We start from the raw sequence: 17,725 nt of genomic DNA on the forward strand, positions 1-17,725 counted from the left end.
TAAACGGTTACTGCCCAATCCTTTTTTCTTCCTTATCGATAGATAGTTTTCTATCAACCTGTTTCTTTACACGCGCATTTCCAAATCTTTGTGTGTAAGTAAGTGTAAGCGATCGGGTGTCATATCGCGCAATATTCTGTAAATTGATATTGCTGTATTGAGCGGTATAGTACATCTTATAGCTTTTAAAAACATCGCTTGATGTAAGTTTTATACTGGAGTTACTATTCAGCACTTTTGTGATTCCAGCATTTAGCAAAAAATTGCTTTTGTAGTCGTAGAACCCATCAGAATATGGCAATGAGTAAAGCGACATCACATCTGCACTCCAGCCCTTTCCAAGTATTATCCCGTTCGTTGCTGTTAAATTTAAACTGGGTGTAGATTTGCGTGTTACAATGTTTGGATAGGATCCTTTAAAGTAGCTGCTTGCAAAATTTCCACTAAATCCCCACCATTTCTTTATCATTTTGCTCACTGCAATATTCAGGTTTAATGACTGAGCATTGCTGTAATTATCAAAATAGCTAACGATGCCTTTTGTTACCGGATCTTGCTTATAAAACGTTCCATAAAAATCTTTTATATAATTGTAGCTCAGTGAAGTAAATACAGTTTGTTTATATGACCATGAGAATTGAAGCTCATGTTTTGTCATTGGATTCAGATTGGGATTACCCTGAAAGTAATTGTAAGTGCTTTGGAAAATCAGGAATGGATTAACATATTGATATAAAGGTCTTTCTATGCTCTTTCTATAGCTCAGTGAAAATTGATTTGTGGGTGATTTTGTATATTGAAAAGCTATACTCGGGAACAGCTGGAAATAGTTCTTATTAAATTCAGTATTCATAGTAATCGAATTCCCCGTAACATTAGTTTGTTCTCCCCTTAACATCAGCTGCATGCCAATTTTTTTCATTTGCCGGCTTAATCCAACATAAGCTGCACTGATGTTTTCATCATAAATGAAATGGTTTGTTTTGCTTTGATCAACGTTCCAACTTTTGTTGTCGAAATTCTCCCAGGTCACATCGTTATTTGTGGTTGTAAATGCGCTTTTTAGTCCTGCAGATAGTGTACCGAGTTTAACCTTTTTCTCATAATCAGCTGTTATAGATTTTATGCTGATATAACCTGGAGAGTTGTCCCTGATTTGCGTTCCGGAATGTAAAAACTGATTCTGATTTCCAAAATAATTATTTGTATAAATATTGTTAGAAGTTTTTCCGTATCGATAGAAATCGCCATTTACAGTGAGCAATTGTTTTTTTGAAAGATCATTGAACTTATAAAACAAATTGGCTGATGGACTTACCCATGAGGAGTTTCCGTTGATATTCGTTAATATAGTTGAATCAACAGACTGGTTTACCAGACCAATAGGTGTTGTAGATTCATCCTGTCTGTTTCGGTTGGTAAAATTCCCCCTTAGCAATATGCCAATGCTGTTTTTAGAGTTGATATCATAATCGGCGCCGGCTTTTACTGTGTTTACATTCATTCCTTTTTCTGAATACTGATCTTCATTTAAAAAAGTTACCTGATTATTGTTTTGAAGGATTCTATTGTTTACCAGTGATGAAAATTGTTTTAAACCCATGAAATTGTAACTTCCATATATATTGATTTTTTCTTTCCGGTAGTTAAGGTTTACACCTGAATTGCCTCGGCCAAATTTTCCAGAACCAGCGCCAAGCGTAAAACTTCCATTCGAACCATAATTTAACATCTTCGTGGTTTTTATATTGATGATAGCCGATGATGCAGCATCGTATTTCGCCGAAGGATTACTGATAAGCTCTATTTTATCAATTGCATTACTCGGTTGCGAGCTAAGCCAATTCTTCAATTCCTCTCCGCTGAGATAGCTTTGTCTTCCATCTATCTGAACCGTAACATTTTTTGAGTTCAGGGAAACATTTCCAGACTCGGCGAGTTGTACGCCTGGCGCCTGCCGAAGTATTTCAAGTGCTGTAGTTCCTGCAGATAACGAGCTCTCAGAGATATTCATTGTAACCTTATCTAAGGTCATTGTAATAAGCGGCTTTTTCGATTGGATATTTACCGTTTTTAGATTATTCAATTCCAAAGAGAGTTTTATCGGATTGATGCTGATATCGGAGGTAGTAACATGTATATTTTTTCGATGATATTCTTTATAACCTACATATTTTACAAGCAAAGTATAGTCACCAGGTTTTGTTGTAAAAACGAAATTTCCGGCTACATTCGTTGTAGTTGTTTGTTTACTTCCGTCTGAGTCGTTTTCTAAAATCAGTCCGGCATTTGGTAAAGAAAAATTGCTTACAGAATCCACAACTACTCCAGATAGCTTGATGGTTTCATTTTGTTGTGCATGTACACCTATAGAAAACCCGACGATTACTAAAATAAATACGAGTTTTGGCAATATTTTTTTTGTTTCCATAGCAGTTTTTTTATCTGTTCATTTATTATGAATCAAACATATATAAACTGCTTTTTTTGATTAAAAATAATACACTGATTTGCTTAATGTGCGGACGGATTGTGCTATAATTTAGATTAAATTCTCTTGAATGACCGGATAAAGTCTATTAAAATAAGACGATGTTAAACCCTTGTAGTAGTAGCATATGAATAATTCTTACAGAACTTTAACGATACTTTATTTGTTATATAGCTATAGGTGCTATATTTGTAAACATGACACGGGTTAATTTTAAATATCTGCTAATCATTTTTCTTTCACTTGCTTTGCTTGTGAAAGTGGGAAATGTACTTTCGTATTTAAAATCATCCATCACAAATACCGAGCTTTCATCGGTCAATAGTGATGCAGCAGAAAAGGAAGAAAAAAAGGTCGAAAACGAGTTTTTTACCGATCATTCCTTTTTTCAATTGCAGAATGTGGTTTTTAATGTCGCAGAGAAAAAAATCATCCCGCTAGGCCGGTCGTTCCGTTTAAATTATTTCCCAGAGGTATTGACACCGCCGCCTTCTGGCGCATAAGGCAATTTCTTATCTATCCATTGCGCACCGCAATGTAAATTCATTTGTACATTCTAAATAAATACTAATATGAAACGAGCAATTTCATTTGTAGTCCTTTTGGTGGCTGCGACATTAACCATCCATGCACAAGAAGTTGTGCAGCAAAATGTAAAACCGGTAGATAACGCATTAGAAGTGGTATCTAAACTTCAGCCGGTAAGCTTTAACTACGATAAGGCCTGGGCACAGAAGTTAAAAATTTCTGATCAACCACAATTTGGGTTTGTGGGCATGGAAGCGAAGTCGGCTGCACCGGAAGTGATAACGGTAACTGCAAAAACATATCCGGCAGGTAAAAATGCCCAAAATTCTGCTACAATTACGAAAGTGGATTACGAAAAATTAATTCCTTTATTGGTCGGCAGCATTAAAGAACAGCAAGTGCAAATTGATGCGCTGAAGCGCGAAATTCAAACGCTTAAAGCGCATGCCGCAAAATAAAAAAAAGGGGATCAGATTTTTCTGATCCCCTTTTTTGGGTTTCAACTTCATCTTGTTAACGTCTGTAATTGTGCAATATTTCTGCGTTTTGTATCCTCCTTTGGAGGGACAGGGGGAGGACTTATAGTCGTTAAGGTTTTCCACCCCCTTTACTTCCCCCGCGGGCGGGGGATACATGTTGCTAAACCCCTCAAAGTTTTAAATTTTGATATTTTTCCGCGTTTTGTATCCTCCTTTGGAGGGACAGGGGGAGGACTTATAGTCGTTAAGGTTTTCCACCCCCTTTACTTCCCCCGCGGGCGGGGGATACATGTTGCTAAACCCCTCAAAGTTTTAAATTTTTCGGTTTTCTACACTCTTTGTCCCACTCTTGAGGGGCAAGGGGGAGGAATTAAAATTATCGCAGTTTTCCACCCCCTTTAATTCCCCCGCGAGCGGGGGATACATGTTGCTAAACCACTCAAATTTTTGAATTTTTCGGTTTTCTATACTCTTTATCCCGCTTTTGAGGGGCAAGGGGGAGGAATTAAAATTATCGCAGTTTTCCACCCCCTTTAATTCCCCCGCGAGCGGGGGATACATGTTGCTAAACCACTCAAATTTTTGAATTTTTGTTTTCTATACTCTTTATCCCCATCTTGAGGGGGCAGGGGGAGGAATTAAAATTATCGCAGTTTTCCACCACCTTTAATTCCCCCGCTCGCGGGGGATACATGTTGCTAAACCACTCAAATTTTTGATTTTTTCGGTTTTCTATACTCTTTATCCCGCTTTTGAGGGGGCAGGGGGAGGAATTAAAATTATCGCAGTTTTCCACCCCTTTAATTCCCCCGCGAGCGGGGAATACATGTTGCTAAACCACTCGTATTTTTAATTTTTGTTTTCTATACTCTTTATCCCCCTTTTGAGGGGGTAAGGGGGAGGAATTAAAATTATCGTAGTTTTCCACCCCCTTTAATTCCCCCGCGAGCGGGGGATAGATGTTATTAAACCACTCAAATTTTTGAATTTTTGTTTTCTATACTCTTTATCCCCCTTTTGAGGGGGCAAGGGGCGGAATTAAAATTATCGCAGTTTTCCACCCCCCTTTAATTCCCCCGCGGGCGGGGGATAGATGTTATTAAACCACTCAAATTTTTGAATTTTTGTTTTCTATACTCTTTATCCCCCTTTTGAGGGGGTAAGGGGGAGGAATTAAAATTATCGCAGTTTTCCACCCCCTTTAATTCCCCCGCGGGCGGGGGATAGATGTTATTAAACCACTCAAATTTTTGAATTTTTGTTTTCTATACTCTTTATCCCCCTTTTGAGGGGGTAAGGGGGAGGAATTAAAATTATCGCAGTTTTCCACCCCCTTTAATTCCCCCGCGGGCGGGGGATAGATGTTATTAAACCACTCAAATTTTTGAATTTTTGTTTTCTATACTCTTTATCCCCCTTTTGAGGGGGTAAGGGGGAGGAATTAAAATTATCGCAGTTTTCCACCCCCTTTAATTCCCCCGCGGGCGGGGGATAGATGTTATTAAACCACTCAAATTTTTGAATTTTTGTTTTCTATACTCTTTATCCCCCTTTTGAGGGGGTAAGGGGGAGGAATTAAAATTATCGCAGTTTTCCACCACCTTTAATTCCCCCGCGGGCGGGGGATACATGTTATTAAACCACTCAAATTTTTGAATTTTTGTTTTCTATACTCTTTATCCCCCTCTTGAGGGGGCAGGGGGAGGAATTATGCTCAGATAATGAAGTAGAAAGCGTACTCACTTTCAGACAATGAATATGCAGCGCGCTCATCACAACAATTTCAAGACTATCAATAATCTGTGAAGCCATTACAAAAGCTCTTTACTTCCGCAAAATACCAAAAAAATGTCTGTACGCTCCACCTCTTCAAAGAGTAGGAACATACAGACAATATTATTATTCACAGAAAAACCTGGATTTAATAACCCGGATTTTGTGGCAAATTCGGATTTGCAATCTGATTATCCGGAATTGGAAATAAAAGATATTTCGGATCATCTACACCTTTTTCCTGTCTGGCCTGAAGGAATTTCCCAAAGCGGATTAAGTCTTGTCTTCTAAAGCCTTCCCAGTACAATTCTCTTGCACGCTCATCCAGTAAAATATCCAGAGTTAAGCTGGTCAAAGCTGATGCACCGCGTACAGTTCTGATACTGTTTACTACGGTTAAAGCTTCGGCGTTTTGTGAAGTTCTCAATTGCGCTTCTGCTTTCATCAACAATACATCTGCGTAGCGAAAATATACCCAATCATTCTCCATTTGTCTTGAACCCAGGTTGGCAATATCAACCGGATATTTAAACACGCGAATGCCGGCAACTTCCAGGTGATTCTGATCTCTTTCGATAATGCTTACTTCAGGTGTAAAAGCCAAATTGTTGCCTCTACGGTCTTTAAGTGCAACACCATTTTGATTAACCTGCTGGCCAACGAGAAAACCGATACGCAAGCCATTGATATTCGTTTGGCCGGCATAACTCATTCCACGGCGCGTATCTGAAGCTTCGAATTTATTGTACATATCCGATAGCGTACAAAAGCCATTATTACCACTCGGATTTTGGTTGTAGTGTAACGTGGTAGAATACAGACTAAAAATATCACTTCCGGCTACGCCACCGGTATTTTGAGCAGTAAAGATGTTCTCTGTAGAAAGCGTCGCATTTGCAGGAGCAAAATTATCGAAATAGTTTGGTGTTAAGGTATAACCGGATAAGCCGATCTGATTGGCAAGCGTAATAACATTGGCCATATCTGCGGGATCAAATGTTGGATTGCTGCGGTTTAAAAATACACCTTTATTCAGGTAAAGCTTCATCAGCAATGTTCTTGCCGCATTTTTATTTGCCACATTTGCGGGTCCATCCGGCAGGTTAGGAATTATTGTTGTAAGCTCAGTAGTCAGAAAAGTGATCGCTTCACTTGCAGAACGTACGTTTGACGGCTGAGTAAGATCTTCACCAAATACACGATATGGAACTTTGCCCCAGCCATCTAATATTGAAAATTGTGCGAATGCTCTTAAAAACCGAAGCTGTGCGGCTTGTGATGCTGATGGATTATAGCCTAGAGCATTTGTAGTTACGTAGGTGATGCTATTCAAATCGCGAAATACATCTGATATTCTGGCGTGATCTGGCGCCCATCGATGTAAAAACAATGCGCGCCATGCGCCATTATCATCCCAATCGCCACCTCTTGTTGGTACAATGGTTTCATCTGATGTAACCTGCTGCAGAGCCTGCCAATTGTAAGGACCTTGATAAGGGCCAACCATTGATGCGTAACTTGCCGCAACCAAACTGGTTACATTGTTGGAACTGATTCCCGAATTTCCGATCTGGCCATTCAGATTTTCATCAAGCTTGGTACAGGAAGAAGCGGAAAACATAAGCGTGATCAAGCCAATTATATATTTAGTTTTCATGTCAGTTAAGTTAAGGTTAAAGAGAAAAATTTACACCGAAGTTGAATGTTCTGGCTGTTGGATAAGCAGTATAATCTATTCCTGCAGATGGAACGCCACTTACACTTTTATTTACATTTACTTCGGGATCAAAACCTGTGTACTTCGTGATCACGAATAGGTTTTGTCCGTTCACATACACATTAAGCGATTTGATGGATTTGCCGATATTACCAAAGTTATAGTTGATGGTTGCATTAGCCAGTTTTACGTAATCACCTTTTTCTATATATCTGGAAGAAGCCGTAATTGGATTAGCGAGGGCTTCCTGTATGTTTTGATTCACCAAAGACGAAGCAATATTTCTTGTGCCTAAGTTAGAAATGGCCAATACTGAGTTTGCCGTGTTGTTGTAAATGTCTTGTCCGAATGCGCCATTAAAATTCGCAGTAAATGAGAGTTTTTTATATGTAAGTGTCGTTGTAAACCCCATAATTACATTTGGATTTGGATTTCCGACATAGTAATTCGTGAAACCATCTGCTGTATATGTAGAGAAACCATCGCTGCTTAAACCATTATATTGTCTGGTTACCATTGCAAACAACGGAAGACCGTTCTGAATCACCTCCATCGTTACGCCACTTAAACCCTGTCCATTTAAAGAACCCGTTCTAATGGTTTGAGGTACATTTTGAACAGTGTTTTTAATAAACGTGGCATTTCCACCTACAGACCAACTCAGGTTTTCCTGGCTAATTAAAGTACCGTTTAAATTTAACTCCAGACCTTTGTTTATAATTTGTCCTTGCAGGTTAACCCATGTTGGAACTGCTCCAGGAACAGATGGTACAAATGCAATTTGCGGGAATAATAAATCGTTGGTTTTCTTGTAGAAATAATCTACCGAACCTGTTAAACGGTTGCCAAATAAACCAAAATCTGCACCAATATTGGTTTGTTCATCAGACTGCCACTTCAGATTCGGGTTTGCATTATTGATCGAAATCAAAGTAGGTTGACCATTTGTATTGCCGAAATCATACCGCTGTTGCGATGATCCGGAAGGGAAATCCTGATTTCCGGTTTTACCATAACCTGCACGAAGCTTCAGTACATCGAGCCAGCGGGTATCGGCCAGAAATTTCTCGCTTTTAATATTCCACGCAGCAGCGAATGAAGGGAAATAGCCATAACGGTTAGCGGCACCAAACTTGGTCGAACCATCCGCTCTAAAAGTTGCGGTAAGGATGTATTTGCTGTCGTAACTTAAAATTGCGCGGGCAAAATAAGATTGAAGTTCAGTAGTTGGATTGTTAAATGCTGAAAAAGTTCTGTTTGCAGGCGCGGTAGTTTGAAAAGCGTCTGTATAATCTGCAGAAATATTTCCAAAACCCCTGGCGGTATTGGTTGTTCCTTTGTTAATGAAATTTGAGTATTCATAACCTAACACTGCATTCAGGTTTAATTTAGAAACGATTTCTTTATTAAAGGTTAAAGTATTGGTAAACTGTTGCGTAATCAGCTCAGTATTAGAAAAACTGGCATAGCCACCCAGAAAATCATTTGTGGCCATTATACCACTAATGTTTAAAAAACTACGTGTAGAAGATCTTCTAAGACCGGCACTGTAGTTTACGCTGGCTAACATGCGGTACTCAAGCCAGGGAGTGATTTTATAGTAAGGAGAAACGCTTCCCAATATGGTGGTTACTTTTGCTTTATCGCTGTTTGCGGCCAAAGCGGCCAATGGATTTACAATAGTTGATCCGTTATCTATAAATAAACTTCCATCTGCATTGTAAAAAGATTGCGTTGGGTTCCATGCCAAAGCCTGACTGATCAAACTGCCTGTAAAACCAGCATCGGTGGTAATTGGAGCGATATTTTCTAAATACTGGTTGCTGATCATATTTACATCCAATCCAAGTTTTTTGCTTTCAAGGAATTTAAAATTGCCATTAAAAGCAGCGCTGTATTTTTTAAAATCGGAGGTTTTAATAATTCCTTGTTGATTCTGGTAGCCCAGAGATGCACGAAAAGTATTTCCGTTGTTTCCTCCGCTTATGCCTACAGAATAATTTTGATTGTATGCCGTACGTGTTATTGCATCTAATGCATCTACACTATTGCCAAAGTTTCCTGATGTCAGGTTATAACGGCTTAAAGCATTTCTGTATTCATCTCCGGTCAAAACATCAATCTTTCTTGCAATATTGCTTATGCCTGTAGATGCACCAATATCTACTTTGGTCTCTCCGGATTTTCCACGTTTTGTTGTAATTAAAACTACGCCGTAGGCCGCCCGCGATCCGTAAATGGCAGTAGCCGACGCATCTTTCAGAATTTCCATTGTTTCGATATCTGCAGGATTGATAAAGTTTAATGGATTTCCATCGGGAGCTGTTCCAATACCCGCACTACTGGATGGCCTCGCTGAACGGCCGTCTAATGCCACTCCATCAACAACATATAAAGGTTGTCCGGTTCCGGTAATAGCTGAATTTCCGCGTATTCTAACTGTAGATGCACCGCCCGGTTGTCCGCTATTATTGATCATTTGAACGCCTGCAACTTTGCCTTGAATCAATTGGTCTGGAGCATTTAGCGGGCCTTTATTAAAATCTTTTGCAGAAACGGTAACTGCGGCTCCTGTTAAATCATTTTTCTTGACAGATGCATATCCAATTACCGTAACGGCCTCAAGATCGTTTGTAGTTTTCATGGTTACCGTAATTGTGGTTTGGTTGTTTACACTAACAGTTTGTGATTCAAAGCCTACGAAAGTGAAAATCAGCTTTGCTGTAGCAGGAGACGCTACGCTAATACTGAATTTTCCTTCTGCATCGGTTTGTGCTTTGGTTGCTGCGCCTACAACTTGTATGGTTGCACCAGTGAGGGGGATTTTTGTGTCATCGTACACAATACCCTTTACTATAGTTTGCGCAAAAACCGGGGATGTAAACAGCAAAAATAGTGTGGTAAATAATGCAAATACTCTGCTTACATGTGGCCAATACATACGCAATGGTACGCACAAGTTGGATTTTGTCGGAAATGTTCTCATATTTAATCGTGTTATTGGTTAGCATGGATTAATCTTTTGCGTACACACAACAATGTGCAGACTCATCCAACCGGAATTTATCCAAGAATTAGCTGAATACATTTTTTTGATGACTTAAAGTGTACGGTTGATATTGGTTTATGCAGATGCCTGTTCCTACTTATTGCCTCCTGATCAATGACCAGGGATTTACAGTTTAAATCATGATCTCTGAAGAGCGAAAATCATTTGAACTGAGAATTTTTAAAAAGTAATCCCATCTGACGATTAAAAAAATATTCGGTTAAAAGTTTTTTTATAAACAAAAATGTAGTTTCTTTATTAAGTTAGATCATCCTTCATTCATTATTTATTATACTTTATTAATCTTTTTTATCATTAATAGACTTCTAATTTTTTGATTAACAATGAGGATTCAATACGAAATTGTGAAACCCGATGAGGGTTCTTCTTTCAGATTTGTTCATAGAGATAAGTTTGAAGGCGGCCAGGAATATCCCTTTCATTTTCATCCGGAAATCGAACTGTTGTGTGTACGGTCAGGAGCTGGAACCAGGCGAGTCGGCAATCACGAAAGTACGTTTATAGATGGCGATCTTGTATTAATTGGTTCTAATGTACCGCATACTACTGTTCAAGCTGAAACTGCTGAGCAAGAACATGTCAGTATTCAGATTAAGCCAGAAATTATGGAACAATGGCTAACGGATTTTCCAGAAATGAAAGCATTGGCAGGTTTAATAGAAAAATCCAAACACGGAATTAAATTTTCTGGCAGCGTAAAAAGAAACATTACACTGGCGCTGTTTAAAATGGCTCATTTTGCACCATTAGATAAGTATCTGGGTTTGGTTAAAGTTTTAAATCAACTTGCGCAAACGGAAGAATATGAGTACTTAAATAAAGATCATTTTAAAAAAGAAGCTGCAAACCGATATCGGAGTCGCCTGCAGAAACTCTTTACTTTTGTAGAAGAAAACTACCATCGCGAAATTGATATACGTGAAGTTGCAGCGTTATTCAATATCTCTGTGCCTTCATTTTGTAACTATTTTAAGAAGACAACCAATACCACTTTTACGCGGTTTCTGAATAATTACAGGGTACAAAAAGCTTGCTTGCGTTTGCATGAAGATAAAACCATTGCAGAAGTTTGCTTTCAATGTGGTTTTAATAATGTAACCTACTTCAATAAAATTTTTAAACTTGCTTTAGGAAAAACACCTTCTGATTATCGTGAAGGGAAATAATATATAAAAGCCGTAACAAATTAATTCGGTACGGCTTTCTATTATTCTGGCAAAACAGGTGGAATAATTTTATTTACACGCGTGCTTATTGATTTGAGAAAGGCCTCAAGTGCATCTTGTTCTGTTAGAGATAAATTTAATTTTTTTAATATCGCCGATTTCGGAACATTTAATGAATCTACAATTTTAACATTTCTTTGAATAGTAACCGGATTGCCAAGGTTGTAAAATTCGATTACATCTTTCAACGAAGGGAAGTTTCCATGGTGCATCCATGGACCAGTGATACTGGTCTCTCGTAAAGAAGGTGTTCTGAATTTTCCGATATCTTCCAGTTTTCCGGTAAGGGCATAACGACCAAAATCTTGCATTTTTGAGCCGTAGAGTGTTTGCCCGTCGTTATGGAATTTATTGTCGCTAAATAATGGTGTATTGTGGCAATTGATGCAGCGTGCTTTGGTACGGAAGAGGTGCAAACCCAAAACTTCCTGGTCTTTTAATGCATCTTTTTTACCTTTTACAAAAGCGTCAAAACGAGAGTTTGTACTTACAATCCCACGCTCAAAAGTTGCAATAGCTTGTTGTATTTTATCTAAACTGATGTCTTTTGACCCGAAAGCTTTTTCAAACAAAGGCCTGTAACCTTTTATTTTCGAAATGTTTTTAACCATTGCTTTAAGGTTGTGGTTCATTTCTACTTTATCCTGAACAGGAAAAATTGCCTGATTTTCTAAGCTTGCTGCGCGGCCATCCCAAAAGAGCTTATCGTAAAATGCTGTATTCAAAATGGTCATCGCATTTCTTTTTCCATTTTGCCTAGCGTGGCCATACGCTACACGACGGCCATCGCCCCAACCCAATTCCGGATCATGACAGGAAGCGCAGGCAATTTGTTTTGAAACCGACATACGCGGATCGAAAAAAAGTAATTTGCCCAGTTTTTCTTTTTCTGCAGAATATGGATTTTCTGAAGGATAATCCGGCCGGCCGAGGTAACCAATATCTTTAAAGCCTGGTTTTGCCTCGTCGTCCAAGTCTGGTTTTGGCCATTTAGATTCGTCTCCACTGTATAGTTCACGCAGTTGTGCAATAGAATATTCATCGCTCTGCAAAAAAGCTGTAGTGCATACAAAAGCTGTACATACTACAGCAACGTAAAAGATTCTTTTCATACTAAAGTGAAAGTGCCGTTGGGCTTAACTTGTACTGAAAAGTACGCGTGGTGCCACCAATAGCCGTTTCGTTAAATGTAATACTGAGGTCAATCAGTTTTGTAGTTTCGTTATAGGTGCCATTTCCGCTCAATCCGATTTTGAATGTTCCTCCATCAGATTTTGTTAAAATTACATCTTGTGTTTTTACTTTTACAACACCGGTTTTTGCGCCTTCATAATCCGGGAAGAACTGCAATACCTGATCTGCATTGATTTTTGCTGTTTTAATATTTGTTGTATTCGTAAAGCTGCTGTACAACCTAACCATGTCAAACATTGGTACACCGCTATCTACCACATATGGATTTGTAAACCCTAAATAACTTGCATCTGTAAGTGATATTGTAGAAAAATGCCCGGCAATTCTACTTGTCCACGAAAGTGTGGAAGGTTCATATCGGTACACAAACATTTGATAATATGCACTTGGCTGATGAAAAACCGACATTACAGATGAAGATGGAGTAGACAGAGGTTGTTCTGGATACAAATCTGCTTTATCTGCAGGCTGATCTTTTTTACACGCTGAAAAGGAAATGATCAGCAAAAATATTGGGATAAGAATTTTTTTCATTTAGGATTGGATTAATAACCTTCGTTTTGGATCATTTTGTTATTTACGTTCATGGTGGCAATTGGAATAGGCATTACCAATCGATAATCTGTAGCGGTAAAGTTTTTAACCGAACTGGTTACGTCTACACGTTCTACGTCTTTTTTGCGCCTGGTCAAATCAAACAGCAGATTGCCTTCAAAAGCCAGTTCTTTCCGTCTTTCCAATAAAATGGAATTGATGAGATCTGTTTTATTTGTCAGGTTAAGTGTTGTAGCAGATGCATCTGCACGTTTGCGGATGGTATTCAGATCTGCATTAGCTTGCGTGAAATCTGTTAGTGTTTTTTCTACAGCTGCCTCTGCGCGGATCAGGTAAAGTTCTGATAAACGCAGAATTTTTACCGGCGTTGCCGATGTGCCTCCGGTTGCATATTTCTTGGTGAAATAATAATTTGTACCGCTTATTGTCAAAAGATTAAATAGTGAAGCTCTGCTTCTAACATCGGATGTGTTGTATAAGCTCAGGATATCATTTGTTGCAGCAAACTGCCTGTATGAGGTATTGCTCACATCGTAATAGGTTCCCAAACTGTTGCCACTAAAAGTAGTTTCAATAGCCAACTCTAAAATAGATTCTGAAGATGGTATTTTTCCAGTCCAGCTGGCAACATAATTTGCATTGCTTAATAAAGTGTATTTGCCAGATTTGATTAAGGCATCTGACAATAAAAATGCCTGATCCCATTTGTTGGCATACAAATACACTTTTGCCAAAAGTGCTTGTGCCGAGCTTTTGGTAAAAAAATGTTGTTTGTACGTACTGGTTAAAGCTGGTGCTTCTGTATCATCAAATGCATTAATCGCATCTGTTAAATCTGTGATAATGGTTTGATAGCATTCTTCAATTGTTGCACGTTGTGGTGCGGCATCAGAATACAATTGCGGTTGCAACACCAATGCAATGCCAGGTAAAGCGTTGCCAGATTGGTAATTGTAAGGCCGGGCAAAAATGCGTATCAAATCGAAATGAATCAATGCACGAATTGATTTTGCTTCTGCAACAATTTTAATCCGGTCGGTTTCTGAACCAGATGCCTGCGGTGTATACTTTATCACATTATTCACATTGTTTAACTCACTGTAAAGCTTTGTGTAGGTATCGCTCATTGAAGATTCTGTCGGGTTTTGTATGGCGTTGTACACATCGCTCAGAATAATAGCGCTTTCTTTGCTATACTTCAGGTTTCCGGCCAAAAGTTCCGGGAAAATCATGGTTTTAGTTTGGTAATGATCTGTACTAAGCAGATTGCTGTAAGCACCTGCTAAAGCTGTTTTGCTTCCGGCAACATCTTTGAACAAATCTTCTATAGAAAGCTGATCGGTTGGGTCTTTATCCAGGATTTTTTCACAAGAACTGAATGCGATAATGACCAAAAGGGAATATATAATTTTTTTCATTTTGATAATGTTATAAGCCAATTTTAATACCTGCAGTTAAAGCCATTGATTCTGGATAAACGAATCGTTTTTCGGCGATTCCGTTCCGGCCTTTTGTACCCGCATCGTTGTATAAATAAAATAAATTGGTGCCATTGGCGAACAGGCTTAATCGGCTGAGGTGCAGTTTTTTGATCACACTGTCTTTAAACGTATAGCCGACGGATACATTAGATAGTTTGAGATAGCTGACATCGTATACATATCTGGAAGAATTGCTAATTAAAGATGGTGTAATGCTTAGTTTTGGAATTTCAGTTATATCACCGGGTCTTTGCCATCTGTCGAGCAAGTTTACACTTTGATTTCTGTGTTGTAAATTTCGCCCGTCAGATTCATCTGCATTGCTAAAAATGGCATCTGCGCCATAGCTGTACAAAATATTGAAAGTTAACGTGAAATTTTTATACGTGAAACGGTTCACCAATCCACCTTGAAAATCTGGCAAGCGCTCGCCCAAAACCTGGCTGTTGCTTATTGGCAAAGCATTTATTTGCGAGGCCGTAAGCAATTGGCGGTTCGGACCGTAAAACATTTCAATTCCGGTATCTGGATTTACACCGGCAGATTCATAACCATAAATTGCTGTACTGCTATTGCCTACTTTAAATGCATAAGCATAATCTCGATAGCCATATAATGCGCCGTAGTTGTTATTGTAAGCAAGCAGTTTATTGTGGTTGATACCGAAATTAAACGCAATGTTCCAGTTGAATTCCTTCCGATCAAAAACATCTGTATTGATACTCAGTTCAAAACCATTGTTGCGCATTTTACTGGTATTTGCAGATATCTGGCTGAAGCCCGTTTCCTGTGCAACATCAACACTTGAAATCATATCAGTAATCGTGTTGTTATAGTATTCGGCGGTAACCTGAACTTTGTTTAACAAGGTAAAATCGAGCCCGAAATTGAGCTTGTAATTCTTTTCCCAACCTAAATCCGGATTTGGTGCTGCGGTAGATGCAGGATAAGAAACAATATTGCCATCATAGGTTCCATTTGTGCCGAAGTTGTATAATCCTCTGGCAGAATAATTCCCAATACGTGAGTTTCCGGTTGAACCAAATGTAGAACGAAGACGTAAAAAAGTCAGGAACTTGTTCCCTGCAAGGAAATTTTCTTTTGAAATGATCCAGGCTAAACCTGCAGATCCATTTAACGATACTTGTTTATCGCCACCAAAAATGGACGATTTATCAATCCTTGCATTAAAATTGGCGAAGTATTTTTTCTTAATATCATAACCCAATTGCGAGTAATAAGATACCGTAGCATTTGATGTATTTGAGGATGAAGAAGATCTGGTGGTTGCAGAACTAAGCGTTCTTAAACGGTCAAATGTAAAACCTGTACCTTGCCCTAAAAGTAAATCTACCTGTTCATTTTCTACCTGTGTACCAATCAGGAAGTTTACGGTATGGATATCTGCAAAAGTTTTATCGTAAGTTCCCTGTAGAAAACCTGTATAACCCAAGCGGTTTCGATCATAGATTCGAAGTGATCCGCCTTGCGTTTCTCCTGTAGAATTTAAGCCAGAATTGTATCGTGTCTGTTTGGTTTGATATGCGTTTGCGCCCAATGTTCCGGAGAAGAGAATGGATTTGCTTACGCGATAACTTGCATTGGCAATGGCCTGTAAATCTACGCCTTTAGTACTGTTTTCATTTTGTGCCAACACTGCTAACGGATTTGGAACACCTTGAAATTTGGCGTAAGATCCATCTGCATTATATGGCAATTGATTGGGCGGCAAAATAACCGATCCATAATTTGACAATGCATTTTGTTGCGTAAGCGTAGAGCTCAGGTTAAAACCAATGCTAAATTTTTCTGCAACTTTATGGTCAACGCGCAATCTCAGATACACTTTTTCCAGATCATTCCCGTATGAATTGGCCTGTTGATTTCTGTAACCGCCACTAAAGCGGAAAGTCGTATTTTCATTTCCACCTTCAACCTGTAAACCTGCATTGTGGTAAACGGCATTGCGATTGGTTAAATCAAACCAATTTACGTCATTCGTTTTGCTGCCGGCAAGCGACGATGCATCTGCAACAGACCTTCCATCGTTAATATAAGCTTCGCGCAGCAAACTGTAATATTGCGGTCCGCTTAGCCATTTATATTCATTAATGAAGCTGGATACGCCAGTATCATAATTGAAATTAAAACGGGTTCGATCTGCTTTACCTGCTTTTGTGGTAATGATAATTACGCCATTCGCGGCATTGGCACCGTATAAAGCAGAAGCTGTAGCATCTTTAAGAATCGAAATACTTTTAATATCATCTGGGTTGATGTTTGACAATGGATTCAAATAGCTATCGGTGGTGAATGCTGAAGATTCATTACCGGGTTGCTGTTCATAAACAGGCAATCCATCAATAACGTATAAAGGTTGAGATGAAGTTGTACGCATCGTGGTTCCGTAAGACGGAAGCGACCCTTGTCCGCGGATATTCACTTTTACAGGCGTATTCAGTTCTGTAGTGGTTTCTACATATACCCCGGCAACCATTCCTTCAAGCATTTTATCAAAACTTTCTATAGGTCTGTCGGTTTGGAGCCGTTCTGCACTGATCTGTGCAATACTTCCAACCACTTCTTCGCGGCGTTTATCTTTGGTGTAAGAACCTGTAACTACCACTTCATCCATTCCGAAAGATTCATTCTCCAGTTCTACGCTAAAAAACACGTCTTTGCCCAGTATAACTTCCTTACTTTTCATACCAATGTAACTGACCATCAATACCGTTTTATCAATATTTGCGGCAGTAACTGTGTATACAAAAGTACCCTGCGAATTGGTCACAGCGCCTTGTTTGGTTCCTTTAATAAAAACATTTGCACCGGGGATAAATTCTCCTGTGGTTTGATCCGTCACTTTTCCAGAAATCGTTCTGCTTTGTTTCCGGACAGGTTTAGCGCCTTGCCTAAGTGAAATTACTTTGCCGGATAGGCTATGCTCTAAGCCCAATTCTTCTTTAAATGCGGCAAGTAAAGCCGATAACGTAGAAGTAGAGTTGGCGCGGATTGTTTGTTTGAGGTTAATCTCATTTTGATCGTAACTAAACGTAAAACCACTTTGTTTTTCGACACTTTGTAACACTTCAGAAAGTGTTTTTCCGTTTGATGAGAGTTTTATTTTTGTATTTTCAATACTTTGCTGTGCATAAACCTGGGGTACACTGAGCAAAAAAAATGTAACGATTAGCAAGAGTAGACAACAGGG

Annotated in this window: 10 protein-coding genes; 3 read left to right on the plus strand and 7 right to left on the minus strand. The window is 39.0% G+C overall.

Going from position 1 to position 17,725, the window contains the following annotated elements:
* Positions 1-7: 7 nt before the first annotated feature.
* On the minus strand, positions 8-2,431 hold the full coding sequence (locus ACJVDH_RS01450; protein WP_443945797.1) for an outer membrane beta-barrel protein: 2,424 nt from the start codon (positions 2,429-2,431) through the stop codon (positions 8-10).
* Positions 2,432-2,688: 257 nt separating this feature from the next.
* Between ACJVDH_RS01450 and ACJVDH_RS01455 the strand changes: the two genes are divergently transcribed.
* Both ACJVDH_RS01455 and ACJVDH_RS01460 read left to right on the plus strand, forming a co-directional pair.
* Positions 2,689-2,994, plus strand: a complete 306-nt coding sequence (locus ACJVDH_RS01455) for a hypothetical protein (RefSeq protein WP_443945798.1) — start codon at positions 2,689-2,691, stop codon at positions 2,992-2,994.
* Positions 2,995-3,063: 69 nt separating this feature from the next.
* On the plus strand, positions 3,064-3,477 hold the full coding sequence (locus tag ACJVDH_RS01460) for a tail fiber domain-containing protein (RefSeq protein ID WP_443945799.1): 414 nt from the start codon (positions 3,064-3,066) through the stop codon (positions 3,475-3,477).
* A 1,942-nt stretch (positions 3,478-5,419) separates the two neighbouring features.
* On the opposite strand, the gene ACJVDH_RS01465 is transcribed toward ACJVDH_RS01460, so the two are convergent.
* A complete protein-coding gene (locus ACJVDH_RS01465) occupies positions 5,420-6,928 on the minus strand; it encodes a RagB/SusD family nutrient uptake outer membrane protein (RefSeq protein ID WP_443945800.1) in 1,509 nt (502 codons plus the stop codon).
* 16 nt (positions 6,929-6,944) lie between these two features.
* The gene (locus tag ACJVDH_RS01470; protein ID WP_443945801.1) at positions 6,945-9,974 is read right to left on the minus strand and encodes a SusC/RagA family TonB-linked outer membrane protein; all 3,030 of its coding nucleotides are present in this window, start codon (positions 9,972-9,974) and stop codon (positions 6,945-6,947) included.
* Between the two features lie 407 nt (positions 9,975-10,381).
* On the opposite strand from ACJVDH_RS01470, the gene ACJVDH_RS01475 reads away from it, so the two are divergent.
* A complete protein-coding gene (locus tag ACJVDH_RS01475) occupies positions 10,382-11,224 on the plus strand; it encodes an AraC family transcriptional regulator (RefSeq protein WP_443945802.1) in 843 nt (280 codons plus the stop codon).
* A 41-nt stretch (positions 11,225-11,265) separates the two neighbouring features.
* Here ACJVDH_RS01475 and ACJVDH_RS01480 read toward each other — a convergent pair whose 3' ends face one another.
* Genes ACJVDH_RS01480 through ACJVDH_RS01495 form a run of 4 tightly spaced genes read right to left on the minus strand, consistent with a single transcriptional unit; the run spans position 11,266 to position 17,689 of the window.
* Complete coding sequence (locus tag ACJVDH_RS01480; RefSeq protein WP_443945803.1) at positions 11,266-12,396, minus strand: cytochrome-c peroxidase; 1,131 nt, start codon at positions 12,394-12,396, stop codon at positions 11,266-11,268.
* 1 nt (position 12,397) lies between these two features.
* Positions 12,398-13,012, minus strand: a complete 615-nt coding sequence (locus ACJVDH_RS01485; RefSeq protein WP_443945804.1) for a hypothetical protein — start codon at positions 13,010-13,012, stop codon at positions 12,398-12,400.
* Between the two features lie 11 nt (positions 13,013-13,023).
* Positions 13,024-14,451: a RagB/SusD family nutrient uptake outer membrane protein gene (locus tag ACJVDH_RS01490; RefSeq protein ID WP_443945805.1), complete on the minus strand. Its 1,428-nt coding sequence runs from the start codon at positions 14,449-14,451 to the stop codon at positions 13,024-13,026.
* A 10-nt stretch (positions 14,452-14,461) separates the two neighbouring features.
* Complete coding sequence (locus tag ACJVDH_RS01495) at positions 14,462-17,689, minus strand: SusC/RagA family TonB-linked outer membrane protein (protein WP_443945806.1); 3,228 nt, start codon at positions 17,687-17,689, stop codon at positions 14,462-14,464.
* Positions 17,690-17,725: the final 36 nt, after the last annotated feature.

This window comes from Pedobacter terrestris (assembly GCF_052343045.1).
Lineage (GTDB): Bacteria > Bacteroidota > Bacteroidia > Sphingobacteriales > Sphingobacteriaceae > Pedobacter.

Bases quoted from the DNA above. Each gene is read 5' to 3' on its own strand.
- ACJVDH_RS01450 (WP_443945797.1), bottom strand. From the start codon at position 2,431: ATGGAAACAAAAAAAATATTGCCAAAACTCGTATTTATTTTAGTAATC.
- ACJVDH_RS01455 (WP_443945798.1), top strand. From the start codon at position 2,689: ATGACACGGGTTAATTTTAAATATCTGCTAATCATTTTTCTTTCACTT.
- ACJVDH_RS01460 (WP_443945799.1), top strand. From the start codon at position 3,064: ATGAAACGAGCAATTTCATTTGTAGTCCTTTTGGTGGCTGCGACATTA.
- ACJVDH_RS01465 (WP_443945800.1), bottom strand. From the start codon at position 6,928: ATGAAAACTAAATATATAATTGGCTTGATCACGCTTATGTTTTCCGCT.
- ACJVDH_RS01470 (WP_443945801.1), bottom strand. From the start codon at position 9,974: ATGAGAACATTTCCGACAAAATCCAACTTGTGCGTACCATTGCGTATG.
- ACJVDH_RS01475 (WP_443945802.1), top strand. From the start codon at position 10,382: ATGAGGATTCAATACGAAATTGTGAAACCCGATGAGGGTTCTTCTTTC.
- ACJVDH_RS01480 (WP_443945803.1), bottom strand. From the start codon at position 12,396: ATGAAAAGAATCTTTTACGTTGCTGTAGTATGTACAGCTTTTGTATGC.
- ACJVDH_RS01485 (WP_443945804.1), bottom strand. From the start codon at position 13,012: ATGAAAAAAATTCTTATCCCAATATTTTTGCTGATCATTTCCTTTTCA.
- ACJVDH_RS01490 (WP_443945805.1), bottom strand. From the start codon at position 14,451: ATGAAAAAAATTATATATTCCCTTTTGGTCATTATCGCATTCAGTTCT.